General features: G+C 69.6%; 25 protein-coding genes and 4 tRNA genes. 20 read left to right on the top strand and 9 right to left on the bottom strand.

The window, feature by feature from the left end:
* Positions 1 to 1,250 precede the first annotated feature (1,250 nt).
* Complete coding sequence (locus NP095_RS06580) at positions 1,251 to 1,970, top strand: DUF6994 family protein (RefSeq protein ID WP_232416774.1); 720 nt, start codon at positions 1,251 to 1,253, stop codon at positions 1,968 to 1,970.
* Positions 1,971 to 2,122: 152 nt separating this feature from the next.
* On the opposite strand, the gene NP095_RS06575 is transcribed toward NP095_RS06580, so the two are convergent.
* The 3 genes from NP095_RS06575 to NP095_RS06565 all read right to left on the bottom strand — a co-directional run bounded on the left by NP095_RS06575 (position 2,123) and on the right by NP095_RS06565 (position 4,213).
* A tRNA-Val gene (locus NP095_RS06575) sits at positions 2,123 to 2,194 on the bottom strand.
* 79 nt (positions 2,195 to 2,273) lie between these two features.
* Positions 2,274 to 3,302 (bottom strand): SDR family NAD(P)-dependent oxidoreductase, encoded by a 1,029-nt coding sequence (locus NP095_RS06570; RefSeq protein ID WP_232416775.1) that lies wholly within the window; start codon positions 3,300 to 3,302, stop codon positions 2,274 to 2,276.
* Positions 3,303 to 3,379: 77 nt separating this feature from the next.
* Positions 3,380 to 4,213 carry an aminotransferase class IV gene (locus NP095_RS06565; RefSeq protein ID WP_232416776.1) on the bottom strand — a complete coding sequence of 278 codons (834 nt, stop codon included), beginning with the start codon at positions 4,211 to 4,213 and terminating at the stop codon, positions 3,380 to 3,382.
* An 81-nt stretch (positions 4,214 to 4,294) separates the two neighbouring features.
* Here NP095_RS06565 and NP095_RS06560 point away from each other — a divergent pair.
* From NP095_RS06560 to NP095_RS06545, 4 genes are all read left to right on the top strand, one after another.
* A tRNA-Gly gene (locus tag NP095_RS06560) sits at positions 4,295 to 4,366 on the top strand.
* A 32-nt stretch (positions 4,367 to 4,398) separates the two neighbouring features.
* Positions 4,399 to 4,469, top strand: a tRNA-Cys gene (locus tag NP095_RS06555).
* Between the two features lie 21 nt (positions 4,470 to 4,490).
* A tRNA-Val gene (locus tag NP095_RS06550) sits at positions 4,491 to 4,562 on the top strand.
* Positions 4,563 to 4,937: 375 nt separating this feature from the next.
* Complete coding sequence (locus NP095_RS06545; protein WP_232416777.1) at positions 4,938 to 5,696, top strand: SGNH/GDSL hydrolase family protein; 759 nt, start codon at positions 4,938 to 4,940, stop codon at positions 5,694 to 5,696.
* Between the two features lie 6 nt (positions 5,697 to 5,702).
* Here NP095_RS06545 and NP095_RS06540 read toward each other — a convergent pair whose 3' ends face one another.
* On the bottom strand, positions 5,703 to 6,611 hold the full coding sequence (locus tag NP095_RS06540) for a zinc ribbon domain-containing protein (protein WP_232416778.1): 909 nt from the start codon (positions 6,609 to 6,611) through the stop codon (positions 5,703 to 5,705).
* 151 nt (positions 6,612 to 6,762) lie between these two features.
* Between NP095_RS06540 and NP095_RS06535 the strand changes: the two genes are divergently transcribed.
* The 4 genes from NP095_RS06535 to NP095_RS06520 all read left to right on the top strand — a co-directional run bounded on the left by NP095_RS06535 (position 6,763) and on the right by NP095_RS06520 (position 11,290).
* Positions 6,763 to 8,406 carry an acyl-CoA dehydrogenase family protein gene (locus tag NP095_RS06535; protein ID WP_232416779.1) on the top strand — a complete coding sequence of 548 codons (1,644 nt, stop codon included), beginning with the start codon at positions 6,763 to 6,765 and terminating at the stop codon, positions 8,404 to 8,406.
* 264 nt (positions 8,407 to 8,670) lie between these two features.
* Positions 8,671 to 10,347, top strand: a complete 1,677-nt coding sequence (locus tag NP095_RS06530; RefSeq protein ID WP_232416780.1) for a nitrite/sulfite reductase — start codon at positions 8,671 to 8,673, stop codon at positions 10,345 to 10,347.
* On the top strand, positions 10,344 to 10,532 hold the full coding sequence (locus NP095_RS06525; protein ID WP_154595191.1) for a hypothetical protein: 189 nt from the start codon (positions 10,344 to 10,346) through the stop codon (positions 10,530 to 10,532). The genes NP095_RS06530 and NP095_RS06525 overlap by 4 nt, the downstream gene beginning before the upstream one ends.
* Positions 10,529 to 11,290 (top strand): sirohydrochlorin chelatase, encoded by a 762-nt coding sequence (locus tag NP095_RS06520; RefSeq protein ID WP_232416781.1) that lies wholly within the window; start codon positions 10,529 to 10,531, stop codon positions 11,288 to 11,290. Before NP095_RS06525 ends, NP095_RS06520 begins: the two co-directional genes overlap by 4 nt.
* A gap of 25 nt (positions 11,291 to 11,315) precedes the next feature.
* On the opposite strand, the gene NP095_RS06515 is transcribed toward NP095_RS06520, so the two are convergent.
* Positions 11,316 to 12,152: a PPK2 family polyphosphate kinase gene (locus NP095_RS06515; protein ID WP_232416782.1), complete on the bottom strand. Its 837-nt coding sequence runs from the start codon at positions 12,150 to 12,152 to the stop codon at positions 11,316 to 11,318.
* A 38-nt stretch (positions 12,153 to 12,190) separates the two neighbouring features.
* On the opposite strand from NP095_RS06515, the gene NP095_RS06510 reads away from it, so the two are divergent.
* The 5 genes from NP095_RS06510 to NP095_RS06490 all read left to right on the top strand — a co-directional run bounded on the left by NP095_RS06510 (position 12,191) and on the right by NP095_RS06490 (position 15,287).
* Complete coding sequence (locus NP095_RS06510; protein WP_232416783.1) at positions 12,191 to 12,889, top strand: pyrimidine reductase family protein; 699 nt, start codon at positions 12,191 to 12,193, stop codon at positions 12,887 to 12,889.
* Positions 12,890 to 12,898: 9 nt separating this feature from the next.
* The gene (locus NP095_RS06505) at positions 12,899 to 13,396 is read left to right on the top strand and encodes a universal stress protein (protein ID WP_232416784.1); all 498 of its coding nucleotides are present in this window, start codon (positions 12,899 to 12,901) and stop codon (positions 13,394 to 13,396) included.
* Positions 13,393 to 13,812: a peptide-methionine (R)-S-oxide reductase MsrB gene (msrB, locus tag NP095_RS06500; protein WP_187768597.1), complete on the top strand. Its 420-nt coding sequence runs from the start codon at positions 13,393 to 13,395 to the stop codon at positions 13,810 to 13,812. The genes NP095_RS06505 and msrB overlap by 4 nt, the downstream gene beginning before the upstream one ends.
* Before the next feature lie 189 nt (positions 13,813 to 14,001).
* Complete coding sequence (locus NP095_RS06495) at positions 14,002 to 14,550, top strand: DUF6318 family protein (protein WP_232416785.1); 549 nt, start codon at positions 14,002 to 14,004, stop codon at positions 14,548 to 14,550.
* A gap of 320 nt (positions 14,551 to 14,870) precedes the next feature.
* Entirely contained in the window at positions 14,871 to 15,287 is a 417-nt protein-coding gene (locus NP095_RS06490) for a hypothetical protein (protein ID WP_232416786.1), read from the top strand.
* 9 nt (positions 15,288 to 15,296) lie between these two features.
* Here NP095_RS06490 and hemQ read toward each other — a convergent pair whose 3' ends face one another.
* The 3 genes from hemQ to hemE are packed head-to-tail and all read right to left on the bottom strand — an operon-like array spanning position 15,297 to position 18,395.
* Complete coding sequence (hemQ, locus tag NP095_RS06485; protein ID WP_232416787.1) at positions 15,297 to 15,989, bottom strand: hydrogen peroxide-dependent heme synthase; 693 nt, start codon at positions 15,987 to 15,989, stop codon at positions 15,297 to 15,299.
* A 10-nt stretch (positions 15,990 to 15,999) separates the two neighbouring features.
* Positions 16,000 to 17,334, bottom strand: a complete 1,335-nt coding sequence (locus NP095_RS06480) for a protoporphyrinogen/coproporphyrinogen oxidase (protein ID WP_232416788.1) — start codon at positions 17,332 to 17,334, stop codon at positions 16,000 to 16,002.
* Positions 17,334 to 18,395, bottom strand: coding sequence for a uroporphyrinogen decarboxylase (gene hemE, locus NP095_RS06475; protein ID WP_232416789.1), 1,062 nt, complete (start codon positions 18,393 to 18,395; stop codon positions 17,334 to 17,336). Before hemE ends, NP095_RS06480 begins: the two co-directional genes overlap by 1 nt.
* 67 nt (positions 18,396 to 18,462) lie before the next feature.
* On the opposite strand from hemE, the gene NP095_RS06470 reads away from it, so the two are divergent.
* The 3 genes from NP095_RS06470 to NP095_RS06460 are packed head-to-tail and all read left to right on the top strand — an operon-like array spanning position 18,463 to position 20,922.
* Positions 18,463 to 19,041 (top strand): DUF3000 domain-containing protein, encoded by a 579-nt coding sequence (locus NP095_RS06470; RefSeq protein WP_232416790.1) that lies wholly within the window; start codon positions 18,463 to 18,465, stop codon positions 19,039 to 19,041.
* Positions 19,038 to 20,285: a ribonuclease D gene (locus NP095_RS06465; protein ID WP_232416791.1), complete on the top strand. Its 1,248-nt coding sequence runs from the start codon at positions 19,038 to 19,040 to the stop codon at positions 20,283 to 20,285. The genes NP095_RS06470 and NP095_RS06465 overlap by 4 nt, the downstream gene beginning before the upstream one ends.
* Before the next feature lie 46 nt (positions 20,286 to 20,331).
* The gene (locus NP095_RS06460) at positions 20,332 to 20,922 is read left to right on the top strand and encodes a hypothetical protein (RefSeq protein WP_232416792.1); all 591 of its coding nucleotides are present in this window, start codon (positions 20,332 to 20,334) and stop codon (positions 20,920 to 20,922) included.
* A gap of 191 nt (positions 20,923 to 21,113) precedes the next feature.
* Here the strand turns inward: NP095_RS06460 and NP095_RS06455 are convergent, their stop codons facing one another.
* On the bottom strand, positions 21,114 to 22,082 hold the full coding sequence (locus NP095_RS06455) for an aldo/keto reductase (RefSeq protein ID WP_232416793.1): 969 nt from the start codon (positions 22,080 to 22,082) through the stop codon (positions 21,114 to 21,116).
* Between the two features lie 32 nt (positions 22,083 to 22,114).
* On the opposite strand from NP095_RS06455, the gene NP095_RS06450 reads away from it, so the two are divergent.
* The 3 genes from NP095_RS06450 to NP095_RS06440 all read left to right on the top strand — a co-directional run bounded on the left by NP095_RS06450 (position 22,115) and on the right by NP095_RS06440 (position 25,246).
* Positions 22,115 to 22,462 carry a hypothetical protein gene (locus NP095_RS06450; RefSeq protein WP_232416794.1) on the top strand — a complete coding sequence of 116 codons (348 nt, stop codon included), beginning with the start codon at positions 22,115 to 22,117 and terminating at the stop codon, positions 22,460 to 22,462.
* A gap of 68 nt (positions 22,463 to 22,530) precedes the next feature.
* Entirely contained in the window at positions 22,531 to 24,834 is a 2,304-nt protein-coding gene (gene secD, locus NP095_RS06445) for a protein translocase subunit SecD (protein ID WP_232416795.1), read from the top strand.
* 19 nt (positions 24,835 to 24,853) lie between these two features.
* The gene (locus NP095_RS06440; RefSeq protein WP_232416796.1) at positions 24,854 to 25,246 is read left to right on the top strand and encodes a TM2 domain-containing protein; all 393 of its coding nucleotides are present in this window, start codon (positions 24,854 to 24,856) and stop codon (positions 25,244 to 25,246) included.
* The last annotated feature ends 4 nt before the right edge of the window (positions 25,247 to 25,250 follow it).

The raw sequence follows: 25,250 nt of genomic DNA, 5'->3' as shown, positions 1-25,250 counted from the left end.
AGCGAGGAACTGCGGATCGCGCTCGCGCGATAACTCGATAGGATCTACCAACGCTGCGGCTTGCGAGACTCCCCGTGGCACATGGAAGCTGGATCGATGTACGAACGATCATGCACCCAACCACCGCCCAGGTGCACGATCCCTAGACGCTACCCAACCGAACCTGGTACCGGTCCCCCAGCAGGCCCGATAGCCTCGATCCACATCCATATGGTTGTCCGCTCTGACCGCGACGCCCCCGATGTACTCCACTGCGCTTCCGCAGTTGTGGGTCGCACACGTAACTCCGGTGTGATGTCGCGAGTGCGATGTTCCCTAGGGGGTCGGGAGTATGAATCGGTCGAGCAGGTCTCGTTAGTGGTCGCCGTTCGATATGCGAGCGGCTGTCTTTTGACCCGTCGGTTGGCCAGCCATCGTGGCGGGTACTCCCCTAGTACTAGATCGGCCGCGCGGCGCACCGCAACACGTACTGACGGCGGTGTCCAATCCCGGCTCGAGAGCAGCCTGCGCCCATCGACGAGCCACGCCTCGGGCGTCCGCGCGACATTCGAAGGCGTACGGGGCAGTGTGCCGTAGACCCGCACCGGTGGACGACGTCCGATCGTCCGGACCGTGTAGCGAGCTTAGAACCGACCGCTGGCCAATCTCGAGATCTGACCGAAGGCTAGTTTTTCCACGCCACCCCACGCGACGCTCGACACTCCCCCGATTTCGTGGCCCATACGTAACCCATCGACAGGTTCTATTGGGCCCTCGTGGGCACTACTGCAAATGCGGCTTATCCCTGCCGTGCCGTTTAAACTCAACTTCATTCCTAACGCAAAACGGGCCAGAGATGCCGGTTTCTGGTTCAAACCCGATCGCGCCACACAAAGCTCTTGCGTCCGAACGGGTAGCAGCGTCCCCCGGCACCTGGCGAGACCCGGATTGCCAGATGTGGTGGTCAAGTAGATCCGAGCAGAGAAAGCCATGCGTCCATGCGACTATCGATGCGACTATCCGCAGCGCATCGCGACGAACCGGGGTGGTCCTGTATGCGCCTTTGAGGTCACGGAGGCCGACCGCAGCGGCTCTGACCTGCGCTAACGTGGATCAGGAAGCACCTGGATGCGTCACCGATAGACCCGCTGCTCGTCCATGTCCCATAGAACGGCATTCGGGTACTTCCGCCGGACGAGCATTCCGCCCGAGGTTCGCGAACCGAGCCATTTCGCTGCCCCTTGTCGGTGCTCGCTCCTATGCTGCAATACATGCAGCCGGCCGAGATCAATCTCCCCATCGATCCAACGTTCGATTTCCGCTCGGAGGTCCCGGCGGGCCGCGATCCTGACTCCTGGAGCCCGACGCTGCGTTCCTACCACCGGTTGCTGTGGAGCAAGCCGCTGCCAGACGGACGCACGTTCGACCTCACCGAGGAGGGCAAGCCGGGCGGCTACTTCCTCCGCCACGATTCAGCACTCGGAACCTTCAGGCTCACCAGCGACACCATCACTCACCGCTACCTTCGCACCGCGGTGGCAAAGCAGATCCCGGCCGCGGCGCTCCCCACCGACATCGGCTACACCATTGCCAGCGCCCTCGTGTTCCCAGGAACCCGGGTAGATGGAAAACAGACCATCAACCAAGCTCGGGGCACCCACCCTCGGATCCGTGACCGATTCGACCTGACACTGGAGTGCATCCGTCGGCACTACCAAGAGGAAGACAACCCGTTGAGGGCTGTCCTGACGCGCTACTCCAGCTTCTTCGAGTTGTTCGTCGACTTCGACGGCTACGTCGATTTCTTCCTGCTCCACGACGTGATCGGCGACGACGGCAAGATCGCCTACTGGCATCACTTCGACAACTTCACCACCCCACCCGTCCCGAACGACGTTGACGCCTACCTCGCCTACCGACGACACACCAGCGACTTCATCCGCGCCCGCAACAAGCGAATCGCGGACGCCACGCCAGGCATACCGAGCTGACAGGACTCCCGAACACACTCGAACACATCCCGACAGACGTCGACTGGCGAGGTCGTTTCGCGGACATTTTTCCGGTTCCTTGAACTACGTGGGAACTACGCCCGGAAAAGTAAAAACCCTGAAATCGTTGCGATTCCAAGGCTTGTCTCGGGTGGGCGATACTGGGTTCGAACCAGTGACCTCTTCGGTGTGAACGAAGCGCGCTACCACTGCGCCAATCGCCCGAGTGCACTGCGGGAGTGCGACGACCACATTAACCCACGCCCCGCGGCGGTCGGAAGTCAGGGGCCGTCGGAGTGTCGGCTACTGCACCGACCACCCGCCATCGGAGGGCAGGATCGCGCCCGTGATGTTCGTCGCGTCGTCGGAGAGCAGGAACGTGATCGAGGCGGCCATCTCGGCGGGACCGGCGATCGGCGGGATCAGCGCCATCATCGGCATCAGGCGCTCCGAGCCGAATTCGGAGGAGAAGTCCGCGCCGATGTTGGTGGCCGTCGGACCGGGCGCGACGGCGTTGACCCGAATGCCGCTGCGCGCGTACATGAAGGCCGCGCTCTTGGTCAGGCCGACCACGGCGTGCTTCGAGGTCGTGTAGGCCGCCCCCGCCGCCGAGCCCCGGAATGACGCCTCGGAAGCAACGTTGACGATCGCGCCGGACCCGGCCTCGAGCATGCCCGGAAGGACCGCCCGCGACAGCCGGAACACGCCGTCGACGTTGATCGCCATCACGCGCTGCCACATGGCATCGGAGACCTCGTGCAGTGGCGTCATGTCGTCGGTCACGCCGGCGACGTTCGCCAGTCCGTCGACGCGGGGACCGGCGGCCGCCAGGATGCCGTCGACATCGTCCGGGGCGGCGAGGTCGGCCACCACGGGCACGAGACTCTCACCGGGGAACTCCCCCGCCAGGTCGTCCAGTCGCTCGCCGGCGATGTCCACCGCCACGACGCGACCGCCTTCGCGCAGGATCCGAGACGCGGTGGCGCGACCGATCCCCGAGCCCGCCCCGGTCACCACGACCGTGCGACCGTCGAAGCGGCCCGGGACGATCCGCTCGGTCCACTCCGCCGGCACGGGCTCCGCGGGGGCCCCTGGCGGCGCGTCGGGCAGGTCCCCGCCGTTCGCTCGACGCACGAGGTCCTCGATGGCGGCCGGGTGCACGGCTCCGCCGCCGATGGCAGCCACCTGCTGCAGCGACATCCTCGTCACGGGCGCGAGCACGCTTTCGCCGTAGCCGCTGGCCGCCAGCAGATCGCGCAGGGCCTGACCGCCGGCCGGATGCGCCAGCCACTCGGAGATCGTGTTCGCCGCGGTGATCGGGGTGTCGGGCACGGTAGTCGCCTCCTCACGGCGTCCGGGAGGACGCTCGTTCCTCCATCGTCGGATGCGAAGGGGTCACCTGCACCCGATCACGGGTCGAGATCCTCAGCCATGCGGCGGTCCCAGATCTCCCGAGCACGACGGGTGAGCGGTCCGGGCGCGTCCAGCACGCGGTCGTCCACGCGCTCGATGCCCTGCACCATGCGCGTCGTACCCAGCAGGATCACCTCGTCGGCCTCGAACAGACTCTCCAGCGGGCTGTCGCGCTCGACGACGTCCAACTCCTCGGCCAGCCACTCGATCGCCAGCGCACGGGTGATGCCGGCCAGGCATCCGGACTCCAGCGTGGGCGTCACGAGCTGCCCGCCCTGGACGTACATGACGTTCGACCCGGTCCCCTCGCACAGCGCGCCCCGAGTGTTGGCCATGACGGCCTCGGATGCGCCGCGTGCCCGCGCGTACTCGACCATCTTGGCGTTCTCGGCGTAGGAGGTCGTCTTGAGTCCCGCGAGGGCGCCGCGCTCGTTGCGCGTCCACGGCACGGTCACGATCGAGCTCACCGGTCCGGGTTGCTCGGCAGGCTCGGTCACCACGACGTGCGTGAGACCAGCGTCACCACGCGGCGACCCCAACGGGCCCGGTCCCGACGTCACGGTGATGCGGATGCGGCCGAACGCCAGATCCTGGCCGGCCATCGTGGCCGCGACTCCCTCGCGCACGGCATCGACATCGGGTCGAGCGATCCCCAGGCCTTCGGCCGACGTCACCAGCCGGCCGAGATGACGCGTCAGGGCGAACGGCTCACCGTCGATCACCGCCACCGTCTCGAACACGCCGTCACCGACGACGAGCCCGTGATCGAGGACGCTGAGCGCCCGATCACGCGGTGATTCCAGCAAGCGACCGTCCAGCCAAGCCTTCATGGATCGACCATATGCCGACCCGGTTTTGGATGCTCAGAACACATCGGTTAATGTTTCTTCTCGGCCGGTAAAACGGCCAGCGCGGATGTGGCTCAGTGGTAGAGCATCACCTTGCCAAGGTGAGGGTCGCGGGTTCGAATCCCGTCATCCGCTCGGAGAGGGTCTCGGCAGGCCCATGATCCATCGGTGGGTTGGCCGAGAGGCGAGGCAACGGACTGCAAATCCGTTTACACGGGTTCAAATCCCGTACCCACCTCGAGGACAAATGAATAACCACGGGCGATTGGCGCAGCGGTAGCGCGCTTCCCTGACACGGAAGAGGTCACTGGTTCAAACCCAGTATCGCCCACAGACGAAGGCGTCGGAATCCACGGATTCCGGCGCCTTCTTGCATGGACAAGGACGACTTCCCCGCCGCCGCCGAGGAGCTGTTCGCCCAGGACGTCAGCGCACGGCTCGTGATGGTGACCTGCAGCAGGTAGACCTGCAGCAGGTACCGGTTCGGTGAGTCGCGAGCGCTCCGCGTGCATCGAGTGCGCGCAGGCCTGCGAGCAGTTGCGCGCCAGTCTCGCCTGAGTCCGTCACGCGGCCGGCGTCGCTCCCCGCACGGACCGGGACATGACGGCGACACCCGAGCGCGTACTATCGTGTCTCGCCGGTGACGGCGACTCGGGACGTTATCGTCGACCAAGCCCATTGGTACATCTGTGTTGGAGGATCTGGCGTGACGACCCGTGCCCACTGGCCCCGCCGCCGTGCCGGTCTCGTCGTCGTCAGCATCGCCTCCACCCTGGCCGCTCTGGTCACCAGCGCCGGCGTCGCGGCTCCGGGCTCGTCGGCGGCCGCGCCTGCGCCGATCACTGCAACCGAGACCCCGGCCGAACGCGCCACGATGCTGGTCGTCGGCGACTCGTACTCCTCCTACTACGGCGACCGGCACAGCCGGTATCCGGGCTGGTGGGCGCTGGTGGCCCAGGATCTGGGGCTCGAGCCGCAGCTCGAGGCCGCGGGCGGAACCGGGTTCCTGTCGCGGGGAGTCGCCTGCGATCGCACCCGCTACCGCGCTCGCCTCGACACCGTCAGCACCGTGCGCCCGCGCATCATGGTCGTCGAGGGTGGCCGCAACGACTGGCGTCGCTGCACCGCCGACGGACGCCTGGTCGAGGCCACGCGCACCCAGATCGAGTCGGCCGCCGATCGCTTCTTCGCCGATCTCGCCGATGTCTGGGACGAGTTGGATCGCCCGCGCGCCGATGTCTACGTCATGAGCCCGTGGGGCACCAGCAAGGCCCGCAAGGGCCAGATCATCCGGCCGATCCTGCGCGACGCGGCCGAGCGCTACGGGTTCTCGTGGGTGCAGACGCGCCCGTTGACCCTGGAGCAGGCCCCCGACGGCATCCACCCCAACAACGAGGGCAGCCGGTTCCTGCGTGACCAGGTCCTGCAGAACTCCGACCTGTCGGAGCGCTTCACCCGCGCCTGACCCCGGTCAGGCCGACCCGCAGGTGGCGCAGTAGGACGAGCCCACACGTCGCGGCGAGTGGCACGTCGAGCACGGCGCCACGACATCGCGTCCGCAGCCGCCGCAGTGCGGCCCGTCCGCCAACCCGGCCTCACGCAGCGGGAAGCCGCAGAAGGGGCACTCCCCCTTGCGCACCCGACGTCCCGGAAGCCGGGCCGCGAGGTACTTCTGCAGGACCCGGAAGGCCACGACGGTGGCCGCGACGCCGAGAGCCGAGAGGACGAACGGTCCGAGGTCGAGCGGATCGATGTAGTCGGTGACGTAGTCGACGCCGAAGACCAGAGCCATGATCGCGCCGACGGCCGCCGTGGAGAACGCCAGGGCGAGGTACCGCGACTCACGTCGGCGCAGCTGCCCGATGAGTCGGTATGAGCCGAACGTCCAGACCGCGATGAATCCCAGCCGCGCGAGCGCGACGATCCACGCCCCCGTGCCCGTCCGAGCCTCCTCGGCGGCATCGTTCTCCAACCGGTCGAGTCGCTTCTGGGCGGCGTCCGCCTTCGTGGCCGCCTTGCGGGCCGCGGCATCGGCCTTCGCGTAGTCCTGTTGCGCGGCGTCGTACTCGGCCCGGGCGTCCGCGATGCCGGCCTTCTCCTGCAGGGCCACCTTGTAGGCCTCGCGCGCCACGTCGAGTTCGTTGCGCTCGGTGTCGAGCGCCTCACTGGTCGCGTACCGGGCGTCCTCCAGCTTCGAGCTCTCGTTCCGCGCCTGCTCGAGCGTCGTCTCGCTGGTGCTCGAGAAGGCGTCCCCCACCCACGACGGCACCTGCACGTAGAACCACACGGTGCCCACCAGCAGGAAGATGCCCATCAGGACGGCCAGCAGCTTCTCGCTGCGGGTGGACTCGATGTCCTCGGTGTCGACGCGGGTACTCATCGGGGCTCCTTCGTGGGGCGGGTTCGGGGGCGGAACGTGACGTCGAGCTCGCAGTCCAGCGCTGCGGCGATCCGCAGCAGGGTGTCGAGCTTCGGTGGCCGCGAGCCGGTCTCGAAGGCGTGTTGTCAACGTCACGTTCTACGGTGGGCCCATGGATCCCGTGCAGCGCATCCCCGAGAACCAGGCCGTCCCGTTCGACGACGTCAACATCGCGACGGCGGACCTTCCCCTGATGGATGCGGTCCGCGCCCTGGGCGAGGACCAGGCCGGCCAGATCCGCTCCTACCTCGAGCCCATCGGCGCACTGGCGGGGACGGCCGAGGCGCGCGAGCACTGGCACCTGGCCAACGCCTATCCCCCGGTCCACGAGCCGGTCGATCGGTTCGGTCGCCGCATCGACGAGATCCGCTTCCACCCCTCGTGGCACTGGTTGATGGAGCGTGGCGTCGGCTTCGGCCTGACCGCTGAGCCGTGGACCTCCGACCGTCCGGCGGCCCACCTGCGGCGGGCGGCCGGCTTCTACACCTGGGGGCAGGTCGAGCAGGGCCACATGTGCCCGATCACGATGACCTACGCGGTCGTCCCGGCCCTACGCGCCGATCCCGAGCTCGCGGCCCAGTGGACCCCCGGCCTGGCCTCCACGACCTACGACTTCGGACTGCGGGCGCCGCAGGACAAGGCGGGCCTGCTCGCCGGCATGGGCATGACCGAGAAGCAGGGCGGCTCCGACCTGCGCGTCAACAGCACCATCGCCAAGGCGACCGACGTCCGGGGCGAGTACCGGCTCACGGGCCACAAGTGGTTCACCTCGGCGGCCATGAACGACGTCTTCCTCGTCCTGGCCCAGACCGACGCCGGCTCCACCTGCTTCGTCGTTCCCCGCGTGCTGCCCGACGGCACGCGCAACCCGCTCACGATCGTGCGCCTCAAGGACAAGCTGGGCAACAAGTCCAACGCCTCCAGCGAGCTCGAGTTCGACGACACGTGGGCCGTACGACTCGGCGAGGAGGGTCGCGGCATCCGCACGATCCTCGAGATGGTCTCGGCCACCCGGATGGACTGCATCCTCGGATCGGCCTCGATCATGCGCAAGGCCTTCGCCGAGGCGGCGTGGCACACCCGGCACCGCTCGGCATTCGGTGCCCGCCTGATCGACCAGCCCGCCATGGTGGGCGTGCTGGCCGACCTCGCCCTCGAGTCCGAGGCCGGCATGCTCGCAGGACTGCGCCTCGCCGCCGCCATGGACCGCCCCGACGACGAGCACGAGCGCAACCTGCGGCGCATCGGGCTGGCCCTGGAGAAGTACTGGGTCTGCAAGCGCACGCCGATGATGGTCGGCGAGGCGCTGGAGTGCCTCGGCGGCAACGGCTACGCCGAGGAGTCGGGCATGCCACTGCTGTTCCGCGAGTCGCCCCTGAACTCCATCTGGGAGGGCAGCGGCAACGTGAACGCCCTCGACGTCCTGCGGGCACTCTCCCGCGAGGACGGCACGCTCGACGCCTGGCGCACCGAGGTCGGCACCGTCCGCGGCGAGGACGCGCGGCTCGACGCGGCCGTCGCCGAGGTCATGCAGCGCCTGGCCGATCCGCACGACGCGGCGGCCTCGGCACGCTGGCTGGCGTCGCGGATGGCGGCCATTCTTCAGGGCGCCCTGATGATCCGGTACTCCACCCCTGCGGCGGCCGACGCGTTCTGCGCGTCGCGGCTCGGTGGTCAGTGGGCGGGCACGTTCGGCACCCTGCCGGCCGGACTCGATCTGCAGGCGATCCTCGAGAGGGCTCAACCGGCCGTGTGACTTTTCGCTGGAATCCCGGACCAAGTGCTCTCATAATCTTGCCATTCGGACAACTGTCTCGTCATTCGAGACGTCCGCTTGTTGGACGGGCGTCTCAGTGGACAGACTGTCTGCATGCTCGCCGCACAGACCGTATGGCTCGTGGAACGACTCCACGTCGACCTCGGTCGTGCGCGCTCGATGATGTGTCGTTGATCCTGCCCGCCTGCAGTTCCCGCGCCGAGGCGACGCCGCCCGCGCACCAGCCACGCGACAGAGAGCACCATGACCTCCACTTCAGCCGCACCTGCTCGTCCCCGCCGCCGTAAGGGCGAGGGCCAGTGGGCCCTGGGCTACCGCGAGCCGCTCAATGCCAACGAGCAGTCCAAGAAGGACGACAACCCGCTCAACGTGCGCGCCCGCATCGAGAACATCTACGCGCACCGCGGCTTCGAGAGCATCGACGGCGGCGACCTGCGCGGCCGCTTCCGCTGGTGGGGCCTCTACACCCAGCGCAAGGCCGGCATCGACGGTGGCAAGACCGCCACCCTCGAGCCCGAGGAGCTCGATGCCGACCGCTTCATGCTGCGGGTGCGCGTCGACGGCGGCCAGCTCTCGCTCGAACAGTTGCGCACGATCGCCGACATCTCGGTCGACTTCGCCCGCGGCACCGCCGACGTGACCGACCGTCAGAACATCCAGTACCACTGGATCGATGTGCGGGACGTGCCCACGATCTGGCAGCGGCTGGAGTCGGTCGGTCTCTCCACCCAGGAGGCCTGCGGCGACTGCCCCCGCGTCATCCTGGGCAGCCCTGTCGCCGGCGTCTCGGCCGAGGAGATCATCGACGGGCGCCCCGCGATCGAGGCCATCGAGAGCCGGTACATCGGCGACCAGGCCTTCTCGAACCTGCCGCGCAAGTTCAAGTCGGCCATCAGCGGCCACCCGGGGCACGACGTCGTCCCGCAGATCAACGACGTCGCGTTCATCGGCGCGATCCACCCCGAGCACGGGGCCGGCTTCGACGTGTGGGTCGGTGGCGGTCTCTCGACGAACCCGCACCTGGCCAAGCGCCTGGGAGCCTGGGTCCCGATCGACGAGGTGCCCGCGGTCTGGGAGGGCATCGTCAGCATCTTCCGCGACTACGGCTACCGCCGCCTGCGGTCGCGTGCCCGCCTGAAGTTCCTCGTCCAGGACTGGGGCATCGAGAAGTTCCGCGAGGTCCTCGAGACCGAGTACCTCGAGCGGACGCTGATCGACCTCGACGCTCCCCCGGTTCCGGACACACCCGTCGACCACGTGGGCGTGCACCGCCAGGTCGACGGCCGCTACTACGTCGGCGCGGCCACCACGGTCGGCCGTATCTCGGGTCCGATGCTGCAGCAGCTGGCCGACGTCGTCGAGGCGCACGGATCGAGCCGGATCGCGCTGACCCCGATGCAGAAGATCGTCGTGCTCGACGTCGAGGAGACTCAGGTCGAGTCGCTCGTCGCCGCCCTGGCCAACCTCGGCCTGCACGCCCGGCCCTCAGCCTGGCGCCAGCACACGATGGCCTGCACCGGCATCGAGTACTGCAAGCTCGCGATCGTCAACACCAAGGACCGCGCGGCGCAGCTGATCGACGAGCTCGAGCAGCGCGTGCCCGAGCTGGACACGCCGATCACGGTGAACGTGAACGGCTGCCCCAACTCGTGCGCACGCATCCAGACCGCCGACATCGGCCTGAAGGGCCAGCTCGTCCTGGACGACGAGGGTCGCCAGGTCGAGGGGTTCCAGGTGCACCTCGGCGGCGCGCTGGGCATGGACGCCGGCTTCGGCCGCAAGCTCCGGGCCCACAAGGTCACCGGCGACCAGCTGCCCGACTACGTCGAGAAGCTGTCGCGCACCTACCTGGCCCACCGCGACCAGGGCGAGTCCTTCGCCCGCTGGGTCGCCCGCGCCGACGAGGAGATGCTGCGATGAGCGAGCGCCTGGTCCCCTACTCGTGCCCGTACTGCGCCGACGAGAACCTCCGTCCGCACGGCGAGACGCACGGCGAGTGGGAGTGCCGCAGCTGTCTGCGGGCCTTCCGCCTCAAGTTCCTGGGCCATCTGGCCCGCCACACCGACACCACCACAGCACCGCAGGAAGGGAGGAACGCACGATGACCGCACCCGCATTGATCGCCCTGGCTCATGGCAGCCGCGATCCGCGATCGGCCGACACCATCAACGCCCTCACGGAGGTGGTGGCCTGCATGCGTCCCGACCTGCGTATCGAGACCGCCTACCTGGACCTGTGCGGACCGAGCTTCGACGAGGTCGTCGAGCGCCTGGCCGCCGAGGGCTTCGGCGAGATCGTCGTCGTGCCACTGCTGCTGACCGACGCCCACCACGCGAAGGTCGACGTCCCGCAGGCCGCGCAGGCGGCCGCCGCCAAGCACGACGTCCGCATCGAGGTCACGAAGGTCCTGGGCATCGAGGGCACGTTCCTCAACGTCCTGGACCGTCGCCTGCGCGAGGCGCTGGCCAAGAACCGGGTCCGCGAGCTCGACGCCCTGGTGCTGGCCGGCGCCGGCTCCTCGGACTCGCTGGCCAACGCGATGATCGCCCGGGCCGCTCGCGCCTGGGGCGCCCATCACAAGCTGCCGACGATCGCGGCGTTCGCGTCGGCCGCTCCCCCGGCCGCCAGCGAGGCCGTGCGGGCGCACCGTGCCGACGGCCGTCGACACATCGCCGTGGGCATGCTGTTCCTGGCCCCGGGCGTCCTGCCCGACCGGGTCACCGAGCTCGCTCTCGAGGCCGGCGCCGTGGCGGTCGCCGAGCCGCTGGGCGTCGCCGACGAGGTGGCCGAGGTCATCTTGGCCCGCTACGCCGTGGGCGCCGTCGACCTCGTGCCGATGGACGCGCTCTTCGCGGACGTCTGAGTCGAGCGCTCGGAGAGGCGCCTGGTCACATCGTGGCCAGGCGCCTCTTCTGTTCCGCGACGTCGAAGTCGGCGCGGGGCCAGTCGAGTCCCAGATCGGTCAGCGTCTCGGCCAGCATGGTGGCGACCGCCCAGTTGCGGTACCACTTGCGACCGGACGGGACGACGTGCCACGGGGCGTGGTCGGTCGAGCATCGCTCGAGCACCGTCTCGTACGCCGCTTGGTACTCCGGCCACAGCTGACGGTCGTCGAGGTCGCCGGGGTTGTACTTCCAGTACTTGGTCGGGTCGTCGAGCCGAGCCGCGAGCCGCTCCTCCTGATCGTCGGGGCTGATGTGCAGGAAGCACTTCAGCAGGACGCCCCCGCCGTCGACGAACCGCTCCTCGAAGTCGTTGATGGCGTCGTAGCGCCGCTCGATCTCCTCGGCCGGCGCCAACGCGCGGACGCGCCCGACGAGGACGTCCTCGTAGTGCGACCGGTCGAAGACGCCGATCATGCCCGGTGCCGGCAGGCGCTTCTCGATCCGCCACAGGAAGTCGTGCTCGCGCTCCTCGTCGGTGGGCGCCTTGAACGCGGTGATGGCCAGGCCCTGGGGATCGACCAGGCCGGCGGCGTGACGCAGCGTGCCGCCCTTGCCCGACGTGTCCATCCCCTGCAGCAGGATCAGCACCTTGCGGTCGGTCGTGCCGGCGATGCCGTTGGCGAACAGCAGCTCCTGGGAGTCCATCAACTCCTCGCCGATCTGCGGCAGTCTTCGCTTGGCGTCCTTCTTCTTTCCCTCGAACCCCGGGGTCTCGTCCGAGGCCCGCGAGGAGAGGTCGATGGGGCCGCTGGTCGCCAGCGTGGATCGCAGGTCCGTCATGATCGGCAGTATGCCCCAGGTTCCCCTACCGTGGCTCCATGCCGGATCTGAACGAACTCGCTGACCTGTACGCCTACCCCGAATCCCACAAGCCGTGGCTGCGGACCAACTTCGTCGCATCGATCGACGGCGCCGTCCAGAATCCCGAGGGCTTGTCCGGCAACCTCGGCGGCGAGCCGGACGCCAAGGTCTTCAAGGTGCTGCGCAGTCTGAGTGACGTCATCCTCGTGGGGGCCGGCACCGTTCGCGCGGAGGGCTACCACCCGATCTCGGCGGACTCGATGCACGAGTCGCTGCGTGAGGGCCGCTCCCGCGTCCCCGTCCTGGCCGTCGTCAGCCGCAGCCTGGACCTGCCCGAACAGGTGGTCGCGCCCGGGCTCATGGTCATCACGCCGGCGACCTCCTCGGTCGAGAAGCGCCAGGAGCTGTCGCGCACGGTCGAGGTCATCGTCGCGGGCGAGACCGAGATCGACTGGGCCGCAGTGCTCGACGCCTTCGCTGCCCGCGGCCTCAACCGCGTCCTGTGCGAGGGCGGGCCCGACCTCAACGGCACCCTCGTCGACCTGGACCTCGTGGACGAGACCTGCCTGACGATCTCGCCCCACCTGGTGGGCGGTCCGGCCAAGCGCATGACGCTCGGCGCCCGAGCCGTCGAGCGCCCGATGCGGCTGGGCCACTCCTTCGACGAGGACGGTGTCCTGCTCACGCGATGGGTCCGAGACCGCCGAGCGGCCTAGGCTGGGCTCATGTACAACGTTGCCCTGCTGGTGGAACGCAAGCTCATCGAGATCGACGCCGACCAGATCCTCGCCCTGCACGAGGGGGTCGACGACGACGTGACCTATCACATGCTCATGCCGGTCGACGGCTCTCCGGCGGCGCTCAGCGTCTCGATGACTGCATTCGGCGGGGGCCAGTTCGCCCCGATGGAGGAGCCTGCCACCTACGACCAGGTCGAGAAGGAGATGCGCCAGGACGCCCAGGAGGAGCTGGACGCCTCTGCGGCCCTGCTCGCCGAGCGCGGCCAGACGGTCACGACCAAGCTGGTGGACTACGACCCGATCGACGCGCTCTCGGACCTGGTCAAGGAGAAGTCCTGCGACGAGGTCATCATCCTGACCGAGTCGCACGTGGTGCGTGAGTTCCTTCACCTGGATTGGACGTCGCGAGCGAGAAGAAAACTGGACGTTCCGACGTTGCACCTGTTGGAACACCGGAGCTTCGACGAACAGGCGGAGATGTGAGCGACAAGACTGACAAGACCTACGCGGTCGATCGTCCCGACGACGAGTGGCGCGAGGAGCTGAGCGCCGCGGAGTATCACGTTCTGCGCCAGGCCGGCACCGAGCGACCCTTCAGCAGTGACTACGAGCACGACCCGACGGTCGGCGTGTACCGCTGCCGCGGCTGCGGAGCCGAGCTGTTCCGCAGCGAGACCAAGTTCGACGCCCAGTGCGGTTGGCCGTCGTTCTACTCCCCGCTGGCGGAAGACCGTGTCGAGTACATCGAGGACACGGCGCTGGGGATGAAGCGCACCGAGGTGCGCTGCGCGAACTGCGGTTCGCACCTGGGACACGTGTTCCAGGGCGAGGGCTTCGCCACCCCGACCGACCTGCGCTACTGCATCAACGGGATCGCCCTGGACCTCCAGGCCGACTGACCCGTCTCGCGCCGCCGCGCGCGAGATGTGTAGCGGTGAGTACCTTCTCCGTGCGAGAAAGGTGCTCACCGCTACGCATCTGTACCGGCCTTCGTCCACAGCTGTGAGACGAGGGCTCCCCCTCTCCCCCTGCGGGTCGCTAGGGTTCCTGCAACTCGGCGTCCCAGCGCCGGCCCTTGGGGGGAACACATGCGGATTCTGGCCACCGCCGTCGTCGCGTCGCTCGCGCTGAGCCTCGGCGCCTGCAGCGAGGACGACCCTCGTCCTGCCGACCCCACCTCCGCCGCGACGACTCCTGCGAACCCGGACGCCACGCTGCCGCCCATGCCGGCAGAGGCAAAGGCGGATTCCCACAGTGGTGCCTCCCAGTTCGTGCGTTACTACGCCGCCGTCCTCAACTACTCGGCACTCACCGGGGACGTCCGACAAATGGAGACGTTGTCAGATCCTGACTGTGACTCATGCAGGACTTACATCGACCTCTTCGCAAAGACGTACGAGGACGGCGGATTCTTTAGGGGCGGGACGTGGAGCTTCGGCGAGGCGAAGGTGCGGTACACCTCAGCGAACGACCCTGCCCATGTAACAGCGACTGTTCACATCTCGGGCGGTAGTCAGAAACTGACCTCGGATTCCGACCTGTCAACGAGCACACCGAAGAAGTCGGTCTTGACGTTCCAACTCGCGCCGGGCGAGCCGCGCAGAATGGCCGAGATCCTGAAGGGCGACTTCCGGTGAGCATCTTGGTGCTCGCGTTCGCGATAACTGCCCTCGCGCCGAGTTCGTTCAACTCGGACCCGATCGTTGAGGAGGACGCGCGGGATCCCGATTTGGTAATCAAGAAGACGGTCGAGAATCCTCCGAGGACAACGCCGATTCGGGGCCGCCAACCTGGCTCACCACCAGAGCAAGCTGGTCCGCCCATACCCGCCGCACCGGAGCCGTTTTACTGCCGCGTCGAGGCACCGTTCCCGCAGGAAGACTGCCTGCCGCCACCGGAGCCCGGCGAGCCAGCAGAGCCCGCTGACCCGGACCAACCGGAGGTCACCCCCGGTGACGTGGTCGAAGCAGTCCGACGCGTCGGACTACCCCGCCTGAGCGTCGCGGTCCAACCGGCCGGCTCGACGCTGGTCAACCTCGAGACGATCTTCCACACGACCGCCGCTCCGTTCGAGCGCAGCGTGCCGATCCTGGGGTCCACGGTCGACCTGCGTGCCACTGCGGCCACCTACACGTGGCACCACGGAGACAACACCACCCAAACCACCACCAGCCCCGGCCGCCCGTATCCCGCGCTCGACGTCATTCATCGGTACCGCCAACCCGGACAGGTCGCTCCGCGGGTCGACGTCACCTACGCGGTCACCTACCGCGTCGACGGCGGCGCGTGGCAGGACCTCGGCACCACGATCACGGCGCCGGGTCCCGCCACCACGCTGCGCATCCGGGAGGCGCGGCCGGTCCTCACCGACTGAGGTGAGGGATCAGGGCCAGAGCTCGGTCAGCTCGGCCACCGACATCGCGCGGCCCGTGTAGAAGGGCAGCTCCTCGCGCACGTGGAGCCGGGCGTCGGTCGCGCGCAGGTCGCGCATCAGGTCGACGATCCGGTGCAGCTCGTCGGCCTCGAAGGCCAGCAGCCACTCGTAGTCGCCCAGGGCGAAGGACGCGATCGTGTTGGCGCGGACGTCGGCGTAGTCGCGAGCGGCCTCGCCGTGCTCGCGCAGCAGACGGCGACGCTCGTCGTCGGGCAGCAGGTACCACTCGTACGAGCGAACGAACGGGTACACGCACAGGTAGTGCTTCGTGGTGTCGTCCGCGAGGAAGTTCGGCACGTGCGAGCGGTTGAACTCCGCCGGGCGGTGCAGGCCGACGTTCGACCACACCGGCGCCAGGTGCGAGCCCAGCTCGGTCCGGCGGAACGCGTTGTAGGCGTCCTGCAGGGCGTCGGCCGTCTCGGCGTGCCACCACACCATCAGGTCAGCCTCGGCGCGCATGCCGCTGACGTCGTAGGTGCCGCGCACGACGACGTCGTCGAGCTTCGCGAACAGCGCCTCGACCTCGGCGGCCATCGCGGCACGGTCGCCATCCGCGAGCGGACGCTCGACGCGGAACACCGAGTACATGGCGTACCGGATGGTGGCGTTGATCTTCTCGGGGTCGACCTCGTGCGTACTCATACGTCCATTCTCACCCGGCGAGGGTTCGTTCGGCCGCGGCCCTCCCGGTCGCCACGACGGCCGCGATCCCGACGCCCTCGTAGGCGGCGCCACAGAGCTCCAATCCGCGAACCGTCGCCACGTCCTCGGTCACCGTCCGCACGAGCTCGCGATGTCCCACCTCGTACTGCGGCAGTCCGCCGCCCCACCGCTGCACGACCGACGCGCGGACCGTGCCGAGGGAGCCCTCCGGCTCGACGATCGAGCGCAGATCGGTCACGGCGAGGTCGACCAGTGCCGCGTCGTCGCGCTGCAGCACGGCCGTGTCACCGGCGCGGCCGATCGACGCGCGGACGACCGTCGCCCCATCGGCAGCCTCGGCGAGCCAGGCCCACTTGCGGGTCGAGAACGTCGCAGCCTTGATGTCCATCGGCTCGACCGGAGGCACCAGGAATCCGGTCCCCGCGGGCAGGTCCGCGTCGTCGAGCAGCAGCGCCACGACACCCATCGACGCGTAGTCGACGCCGGCGAGTGCGAACGCGGCGCGCGGCGCGGCCTCGGCCAGCAGTCGGGACGCGGCCGGGGCCGGAGCGGCCATGACGACCGCGTCGAAGCGCTCACGGACGGGCGCGGTCGTGGGTCCCACGACCAGCTCCCACCCGTCTCCGTCTCGACGGACCGAGCGGACCGTCGCGCGGGTGCGCACCTCGAAGCCGCCGGCGTCCACGATGGCCTGCGGCAGCCGTCCGACTCCGCCACGCAACCCGATCAGGGCGGGGCCGGGAGCCTTCGGAGCCGCGGCACGAGCCGCGGCACCGGCCAGCAGATCCGGGCCGAGCTCTCCGATGACGGACGCGGCGGCCTGCAGCGAGAGCCGATCCGCGTGTCCGGCGTAGACGCCGCCCAGCAGGGGCTCGACCAGTCGGTCGACGACCTCACGTCCCAGCCGGTCGGCCACGAACGAGGCCACCGACACGTCCTCGTCGGGCACGGGCAGCGCCGTCGACGTCACCGCGGACTCGAGGATGCCCGCCTGCGCGAGCGCGTCCAGGTCCGACGGCACGCCCATGATCGTGGGCGGCAGCGGGCGCAGGGCTCCGCGACTCCAGACCATGGACGGGACCGGTTCGGGAGCCACGAGGTCACCGGCGAGGCCGACCGCCTTCACCAGGTCGACGGCCTCGGGCCGCCGCGCCAGCATCGCCTCGGCGCCCACGTCGACCGTCAGGTCCCCCAGCTGCGCCTGGCGGACCTTGCCGCCGATCTCGGGCGAGCCCTCCAGCACGACCGGCTCGGCGCCGGCCGCCGAGAGATGGAACGCCGCCGACAGTCCGGCGATGCCGCCACCGATGACCGCGACGCGCATCAGGCCTCCGGCTCGTAGCCGTGGACGAAGTCGACCAACCGGGTGATGGCGTCCGGGTCGGTCGCCGGCAGCACCCCGTGACCGAGGTTGAACACGTGCCCGTGGGCGGCGCGTCCGGCGTCGATGATCTGGGCGGCGCGGGCGTGCACGACATCGGTCGGCGCGAACAACAGCGTGGGGTCGAGGTTGCCCTGAACGGCACGCTGTCCGACGCGGCCGATCGCCTCGTCCAGCGGGACCCGCCAGTCGACGCCGACGACGTCGGCTCCGGCCTCGCCCATCCGCGACAGCAGCTCGCCGGTGCCGACGCCGAAGTGGATCCGCGGGACGTCGAGGTCCGCGACGGAGTCGAGCACGGCGGCGGAGTGCGGGCGCACGTAGGTGTCGTAGTCGGCCGGGGACAGCGCGCCGGCCCACGAGTCGAACAGCTGGATCGCCGAGGCGCCGGCCTCGACCTGCAGCCGCAGGAACTGCGAGGCGATCGCCGCGATCCGGCCGAGCAGCGCGTGCCAGAGCTCGGGGTCGCGGTACATCAGCTCCTTCGTGCGGCGGTGGTCGCGCGACGGACCTCCCTCGACGAGGTAGGACGCCAGGGTGAACGGCGCGCCGGCGAACCCGATCAGCGGCGTCTCCCCCAGTTCCTGCACGAGGCCCTTCACCGCATCGGTGATGGAGGTGACGTCGTCGGGCTCGAGGTCGCGCAGCGTCGACAGCTGGTCCGCCGAGCGGATCGGGTCGGCCACGACGGGGCCGGTGCCCGGGACGATGTCCAGGTCGATGCCGATCGCCTTGAGCGGCACGACGATGTCGGAGAAGAAGATCGCGGCGTCGACTCCGTGGCGACGCACCGGCTGCATCGTGATCTCGACGACCATGTCCGTGCGGAAGCAGGACTCCAGCATCGGGACGCCCTCGCGGATCGCCAGGTACTCAGGCAGCGAGCGCCCGGCCTGGCGCATGAACCACACCGGGGTGTGGGCCGGTTCGAGGCCTCGGCAGGCTCGGAGGAAGGGACTCGTGATGGCGCTCTCGACTGCGGTGGCGCTGACGTCATGGGTCACCCTTCGAGTCTGTCACGCCCTGCGTGTCGAGCCGCCCGACCCTGTCTCCCGTGCCTAAGATCACGGTGTGGGAGCCCGCACGAAGGTCGAAGGCGTCCCGGCACCGTTCACCCGCGCTGTCGAGGAGGTCGAGCGCGCCGTCGCGCGCCCCGAACTCGAGCTCGGACAGATGCCGGCACCGCAGCGCATCGCCCCGTTCGCCCATGCCATCACCGCCGACGTCATCGTCGCGGACACCGAGGTGGGCACGGGACGCTTCATCCTCCTGCACGATCCGGCCGGCAACGACGCGTGGAACGGCACCTTCCGGTGCGTCACGTTCGCCCGCGCCGACATCGAGCACGAGATGGCCATCGACCCGCTGATCACCCAGGTCGGCTGGAGCTGGCTCACGGACGCACTGGGCGACGCCGGCGCCGAGCACACCAACACTGCCGGCAGCATCACCGTCGTGCGCTCCGAGGGATTCGGAGCCATGGCCGAGGACGAGTCCGACGCCCAGATCGAGGTCCGCGCCTCCTGGACCCCGCACGGCGGACTCGACGCCCACGCCTCGGCGTGGATGGAGCTGCTCGGCAAACTCGCCGGACTCCCGCCCCTGGCGCCCGGTGTCGTTCCCCTGACCCGGAGGCGTACGAGCCGTTGACCACCGAACACGACGAGGTGCCCGACCAGGCCCCCGATGAGTCCCCCGAGCCGGCCCTGCCGCGCCTCGGACTTCGTGAGCCGCTGACCCCCGTCGTGGACACCGACGACGCGCTGGCGCGTGCCTGCGCCGAGATCTCGCTGGGCGAAGGGCCGATCGCTCTCGACGCCGAGCGCGCGTCCGGCTATCGCTACTCCCAGCGCGCCTACCTCGTGCAGGTGCGCCGTGAGGGCTCGGGAACCTGGCTGATCGACCCCATCGCCTTCCCCGACCTCACCGAGCTCGGGCTGGCCTTCGGCGACTCCGAGTGGATCCTGCACGCGGCCACGCAGGACCTGCCGTGCCTGGCCGAGGTCGGACTGCGGCCCGCGTCGCTCTTCGACACCGAGCTGGCCGGCCGGCTGCTGAACCTGCCGCGCGTCGGCCTGGCCGCTCTCGTCGAGCACTACCTGGGCATGAGCCTGGCCAAGGAGTTCTCGGCGGCCGACTGGTCGACCCGGCCCCTGCCCGATCCGTGGCTCGAGTACGCCGCGCTCGACGTCGAGGTCCTGCTGGAGCTGCGCGAGGCGGTCCTGGCCGACCTCGTCGCCGCCGGCAAGGACGGCTGGGCGCGCGAGGAGTTCGACGCCCTGCTGTCCTTCACCGGCCCGCCGGAGCGCAAGGACCCGTGGCGCCGCACCTCCAGCATCCACAAGATCCGCAGCCGCAGAGCCCTGGCCATCGTCCGCTCCCTGTGGCAGGCCCGCGACGCGATCGCGGCCGACCGTGACGTCACCCCCGGCCGGATCCTGCCCGACTCGGCGATCGTGGCGCTGGCCACGCACGCCCCGACCTCGCTGGTCGCCCTCAAGAACGACCCCACCATGCGCCGCCGCGGTCCGCGGCGCTTCCTCGACGACTGGTACACCGCCATCGAGGAGGCCGAGGGGCTTCCCGAGGACGAGCTGCCCACCTCGGGCCAGCGGTCCGACGGTCCCCCGCCCCCGCGCGCCTGGGCCGACAAGGACCCCGTGGCCGCCGCTCGCCTCGTACGAGTCCGCGAGGTGGTCACGCAGATCGCCGAGCAGAACAACCTGCCCGCCGAGAACCTCATCTCGCCCGGCGTGGTGCGCGCCCTGGCGTGGCAGCCGCCGCAGGACCGGGACGAGGACACCGTCGCCGCGGAGCTGCGCGAACGGGGCTGCCGCAACTGGCAGATCCAGCTGGTGGGTGGCCCGATGGCTGCCGCGCTCGTCGATCCCTGAGCCGACTGCCGCCCCCGGTCACCGTCGCGGGTTTACTCTCGAACGCATGGCCGACTTCCACAAGCCGTCGTTGCCCGGGGCCGCCCTCTTCGAGACGCTGCGCGACGACAACGATCCCGCCGAGCGCTCGGCCGCGGGCCACCGCATCGCCAATCTGCTGGTGCGCGGCGCCCACGACCGCGAGGACCGCGCCCTGATCGACCGGGTGCTGCACCTGGCCGACTCCGAGGGACTGGGCTCGATCGCGGAACTGTGGTCGAAGGCCCATCCCGAGACGGTGGCCGGAGCACTGTGGCGGCTGTACGCGCTGCGGACGTGGGTCCATCGCAATCCGGTCCAGGCCTCGCGTGAGTTCAGCGCGGGCCGTGCCTACGCCCCGGTCCAGGAGGTCCTGGCCGGCGTCGTCGACCCGCCCGGCCCGAACGAGGTCATCGAGCTGGTCGACACCGTGGTGCGCGGCATCGTCGCCACCGACTTCGACGTGGCCCTCGACCGGGCCGCCGCCTTCGCCCACATCGTCGGTGTGGGCCGTGGGCAGCTGGAGGACACCGACCCTGGCAGCGCCGCCCGCCTGGTCGACACGGCGCGCCAGCTGCGCGCCGCCGCGGACGCCGAGCGGCGCCACGAGCTGCACTGAATCACCGCCGCCAGCGGGTCGCGCAGCCCTCCTGAGGTGAGACGACAGGTGCCTGTGGGCTTGGGCGGGGTCGTCTAGAGTGGTGCTCGCGCCGGGTCGCGGTAGCCCCGGGTCCCAACATCAGCCGCTTCGAGCGGCCTTGCGCCGTGAGGCGCTCCCGACCCGGCGCACCCACCGACTCCCCTGCCCGCTCAGCGCGGCGCGAACGTCGTGTACGAGTGCTGCGGAGCCATCAGCTCGTCGAGTGCGGCCGTGTCCTCGGCCGTCGGCACCCAGGCGGCCGCCGCCACGTTCGAGGCCACCTGCTCCGGACGCGAGACACCGGCGATGACCGACGCCACGGCCGGCCGCGACGCGAGGCCGCCCATCGCGAGCTCGAGCAGGCTGATGTCGCGCTCGCGTGCGAACGCCTGCAGCGCCTCGATCCGGTCCCAGTCCGCGCTCTCCCAACGGGCCCGCTGGCCGGCCAGCCGGGTGCCCTCCTGCGGCTCGCTGTCGCGCGAGTACTTCCCCGTCAGCAGGCCGTAGGCGAGCGGGAAGTACGGCAGCAGGCCCACTCCGAGCTCGAGGCAGGCCGGGACCAGCTCGACCTCCGCGGCCGGGTTGTAGAGCGAGTACTCGTTCTGGGCCGTCGCGAAGTGCGCGAGGTCGGCCGTGCGCGAGATCCAGTCCGCGTCGACGAGCTGCCACGCGGTGAAGTTCGAGCAGCCGATGGCGCGGACCTTGCCCTCGTCCACCAGCCGCGTCATCGCGCCCAGCGTCTCCTCGACCGGAGTGTTCGGGTCGGGCGTGTGCAGCTGGTACAGGTCGATCACGTCGGTGCCGAGCCGGCGCAGGCTGGCCTCCGCCGCCCGGCGGACGTAGTCGGCGCTGCCGCGGCGGCCACGGTCGTCGCCGTTGCGCCCCTGCATGTCCATCCCGAACTTCGTCGCGATGACGACCTCGTCACGGCGACCCTTCAGTGCGGCACCGAGCAGCGTCTCGCTCTCACCGAGCGCATACGTGTCGGCGGTGTCGAAGAATGTCACCCCCTGCTCGAAGGCCGCGTCCACGACCGCGACCACCTGGTCACCGTCGATCCGCGCTCCGAATGCGTTGCAGCCGATCCCCACGGGGCCGACCTCGATGCCACTCGTTCCCAGGACATGTCGTGTAGTCACGGGATCCACCGTAGGACCGTTACACTCGCGGGGTGATCCGGACCACCCACGCCGCGCGACGCCTCGTCGCGGCCCTGGCAGCCGTGCTGTTGGCCGGCATGCTCGGGCTGGGTGCGCTGGCCGGATTCTCCGGGGCTGACCGGCGCTCCGGCGCCGCCTCGGCGTCGGCCGGACAGGACGGCTCCGGGAACCCCCGGGTCACGATCGCCAAGGCCACGTCGGACGACCACGCGTTGTCGATCGACCTGCCCGCCGGCACCCTGGACGCCGCGTTCACGCTGGGGACGGTCGTCCTCGTCTCCCTGGTGGTGGCCCTCGGCGCCGCCCAGATCGGCACTGCTGCGCCGGTTCCTGCGGGGCGCGCCCCGCCGCGCCGCTGACCGGTCGCCACGACCGGCTCAGCCCGCCCATGCACCTGCCGCCCCGCGGCTCCACCGAAAGCTCACTCATGTCTTCCAAGACCAATCTCTGGCGAGGTCTGATCTGCCTCGCCGTCATCGTCGGCGCCGCCGCCGTGGCCCTGACCATGAAGCCCAACCTCGGCCTCGACCTGCGCGGCGGCACGCAGATCACCCTCGAGGCCAAGTCCACCGACCGCGTCAAGGCCGACGCCGAGGCAACCGACCGGGCCCTCGAGGTCCTCCGCGGCCGCGTCGACGGACTCGGTGTCTCCGAGCCCACGCTGGCGCGCTCCGGCGAGAACCGCATCATCGTCGAACTGCCGAACGTGCAGGATCCCTCCAAGGCCGCCGAGGTCATCGGCCAGACGGCCAGCCTGGAGTTCCGCGAGGTGATGGCTCCCGCCGAGGAGGGCACCAAGCCCGGCAAGGGCGAGATCGTCCTTCCCGACGAGCAGGGCCAGCAGCTGCTGCTCGGTCCGGTCGCGTTCGACGGCAACGGCATCAGCGACGCCGAGGCCGCGATGCCGCAGAACAGCATCGGCGACTGGGTCGTCAATGTGCAGTTCAACAAGACCGGCCGCACCCCCTGGAGCAACTTGGTCGCCTCCGCGTGCCAGAACCCCGCCGCCGGCAACCGCATCGCGATCGTGCTCGACAACGAGGTCATCTCGTCCCCGGGCATCGTGCCCGAGCTCTGCACCAGCGGTGGTGGCTCCAGCACCAGCATCACGGGCGACTTCACCCAGACCGAGGCGCAGGACCTCGCCGTGCTGATCAAGGGCGGCGCCCTCCCGGTCCCGGTCGAGATCATCGACCAGCGCACCGTCGGCCCGACGCTCGGCGCCGCCGCCATCGACGCCTCGATCAACGCCTCCGTCATCGGCCTGCTGCTGACCGGCCTGTTCATCATCTTCATCTACCGGCTCACCGGCGTCATGGCGACGATCGCGCTGACCGTGTACGCCCTCATCTCCTACGGCGCACTCGTCCTGATGGGCGCCACCCTGACCCTGCCGGGTCTGGCCGGCTTCGTGCTGGCGATCGGCCTGGCCATCGACGCCAACGTCCTGGTCTACGAACGAGCGCGCGAGGAGTATCACGACAATCCGAAGGCCGGCCTGCTGTCGGCTCTGACCACCGGCTTCTCCAAGGCCTGGTCCGCCATCATCGACTCCAACGTCACGACGATCCTGGCCGCCCTGCTGCTGTTCTTCCTGTCCGCCGGTCCCGTCAAGGGCTTCGGCATCACCTTGACCATCGGCGTCATCGCGTCGATGTTCTCGGCGCTGGTCGTCGCCCGATGGCTGACCGAGTGGCTGGTCAAGCGCAAGTGGATCCGCAACCACCCGCAGGCCAGTGGCATCGGCGGCATCTCCAGCGTGCGCCGCTGGTTGAACGAGCACGGTCCCTACCTGGTCCGTCGGGCCGGCATGTGGGTCGTCATCTCGCTCGGCGTCGCCGGCGTCATGATCGGCGGCATCCTGGTCCGCGGCCTCGACCTCGGCGTCGAGTTCGCCGGTGGCCGTCAGCTCGAGTACTCCACCGCCAAGGCCGTCACCCCGGACCAGGCCCGCGAGGCCGTCGCGGACGCCGGGTTCCCCGAGGCCGTCGTGCAAGCCTCGTCGGCCGACGGCGGCGAGAACATCTCGGTCCGCCTGCCCAAGATCGACGAGGCGGAGGCCGAGAAGGTCCGCTCCTCGATCGCCGAGGTCGGCGGGGACACCGTCCAGGTCCGCTCGGACACCATCGACCCGACCTTGGGCAAGGAGCTGCGCAACAAGGCGCTGCTGGCCTTCCTGATCGCCGTTGCGGCGCAGATGGCCTACCTCGCCTGGCGCTTCCGGTGGACGTGGGCCGCGGCCGCCATCATCTCGATGGCGTCGGTCGTGCTCGCGGTCGTCGGCGTCTTCGCCTGGTGGGGCAAGCCGATCGACGGCGTGTTCCTGGCCGCGATCCTGTCGATCATCGGCCTGTCGGTGAACGACTCGATCGTCGTGCTCGACCGCATCCGAGAACGCACGCGCACCGCCGACATCCCGTTGCGTCAGATGGTCAACGAGGCGATCCTGTCGACCCTGCCGCGAACCATCAACACCGCCATGGGCGCGACGTTCATCCTCGCCGCACTGATGGTGCTCGGCGGCGACTCGCTGCGCGACTTCTCGATCGCGGTGCTGCTGGGTCTGCTGTTCGGTCACTTCTCGACGGTCTTCACGGCCTCGACCCTCGGCCTGCTGCTCGAGGAGAAGTGGCCCTACAACCCGGACAAGGACCCGCGCAAGACGGTCGACCCGTACGCGCACGTCGTCGACGGGCGCGGGATGCCCGAGGACGGCGGTGCCGTGGTCTGATCGGCGGTACGGTGCGTCCATGACGACGCCACCGCCCGAGGACCCGCGACCGGACCCGGACCCCGGCGCGGGCGACCACGATCCAACCGTGCGCTTCGGCGCCACGCCTCCACCGCCACCGCCTCCCCCGCCGCCAGCGGCGGGGTGGGCGGTGCCGGGGGCGCCGTACGGCATCGACCCGAAGTCCGGGCTGCCGTACTCCGACAAGTCCAAGATCATCGCCGGCCTGCTGCAACTGCTGATACCCCTGGGAATCGGCCGGTTCTACACCGGCCACACCTCCCTGGGCGTCGCCCAGCTGCTGGTCACCGTGTTCACCTGCGGCATCGGCGCCATCTGGCCGTTCATCGACGGCATCCTCATGCTCGTCTCGGACTCGCGTGACGCGAACGGCCGACCGCTGCGATCCTGATCCT

The sequence above is a fragment of the Aeromicrobium duanguangcaii genome, assembly GCF_024508295.1.
In the GTDB taxonomy this organism is placed as follows: domain Bacteria; phylum Actinomycetota; class Actinomycetes; order Propionibacteriales; family Nocardioidaceae; genus Aeromicrobium; species Aeromicrobium duanguangcaii.
Note: the sequence above shows the minus strand (reverse complement) of the source record. Positions and strands in the feature narration are given on the sequence as shown.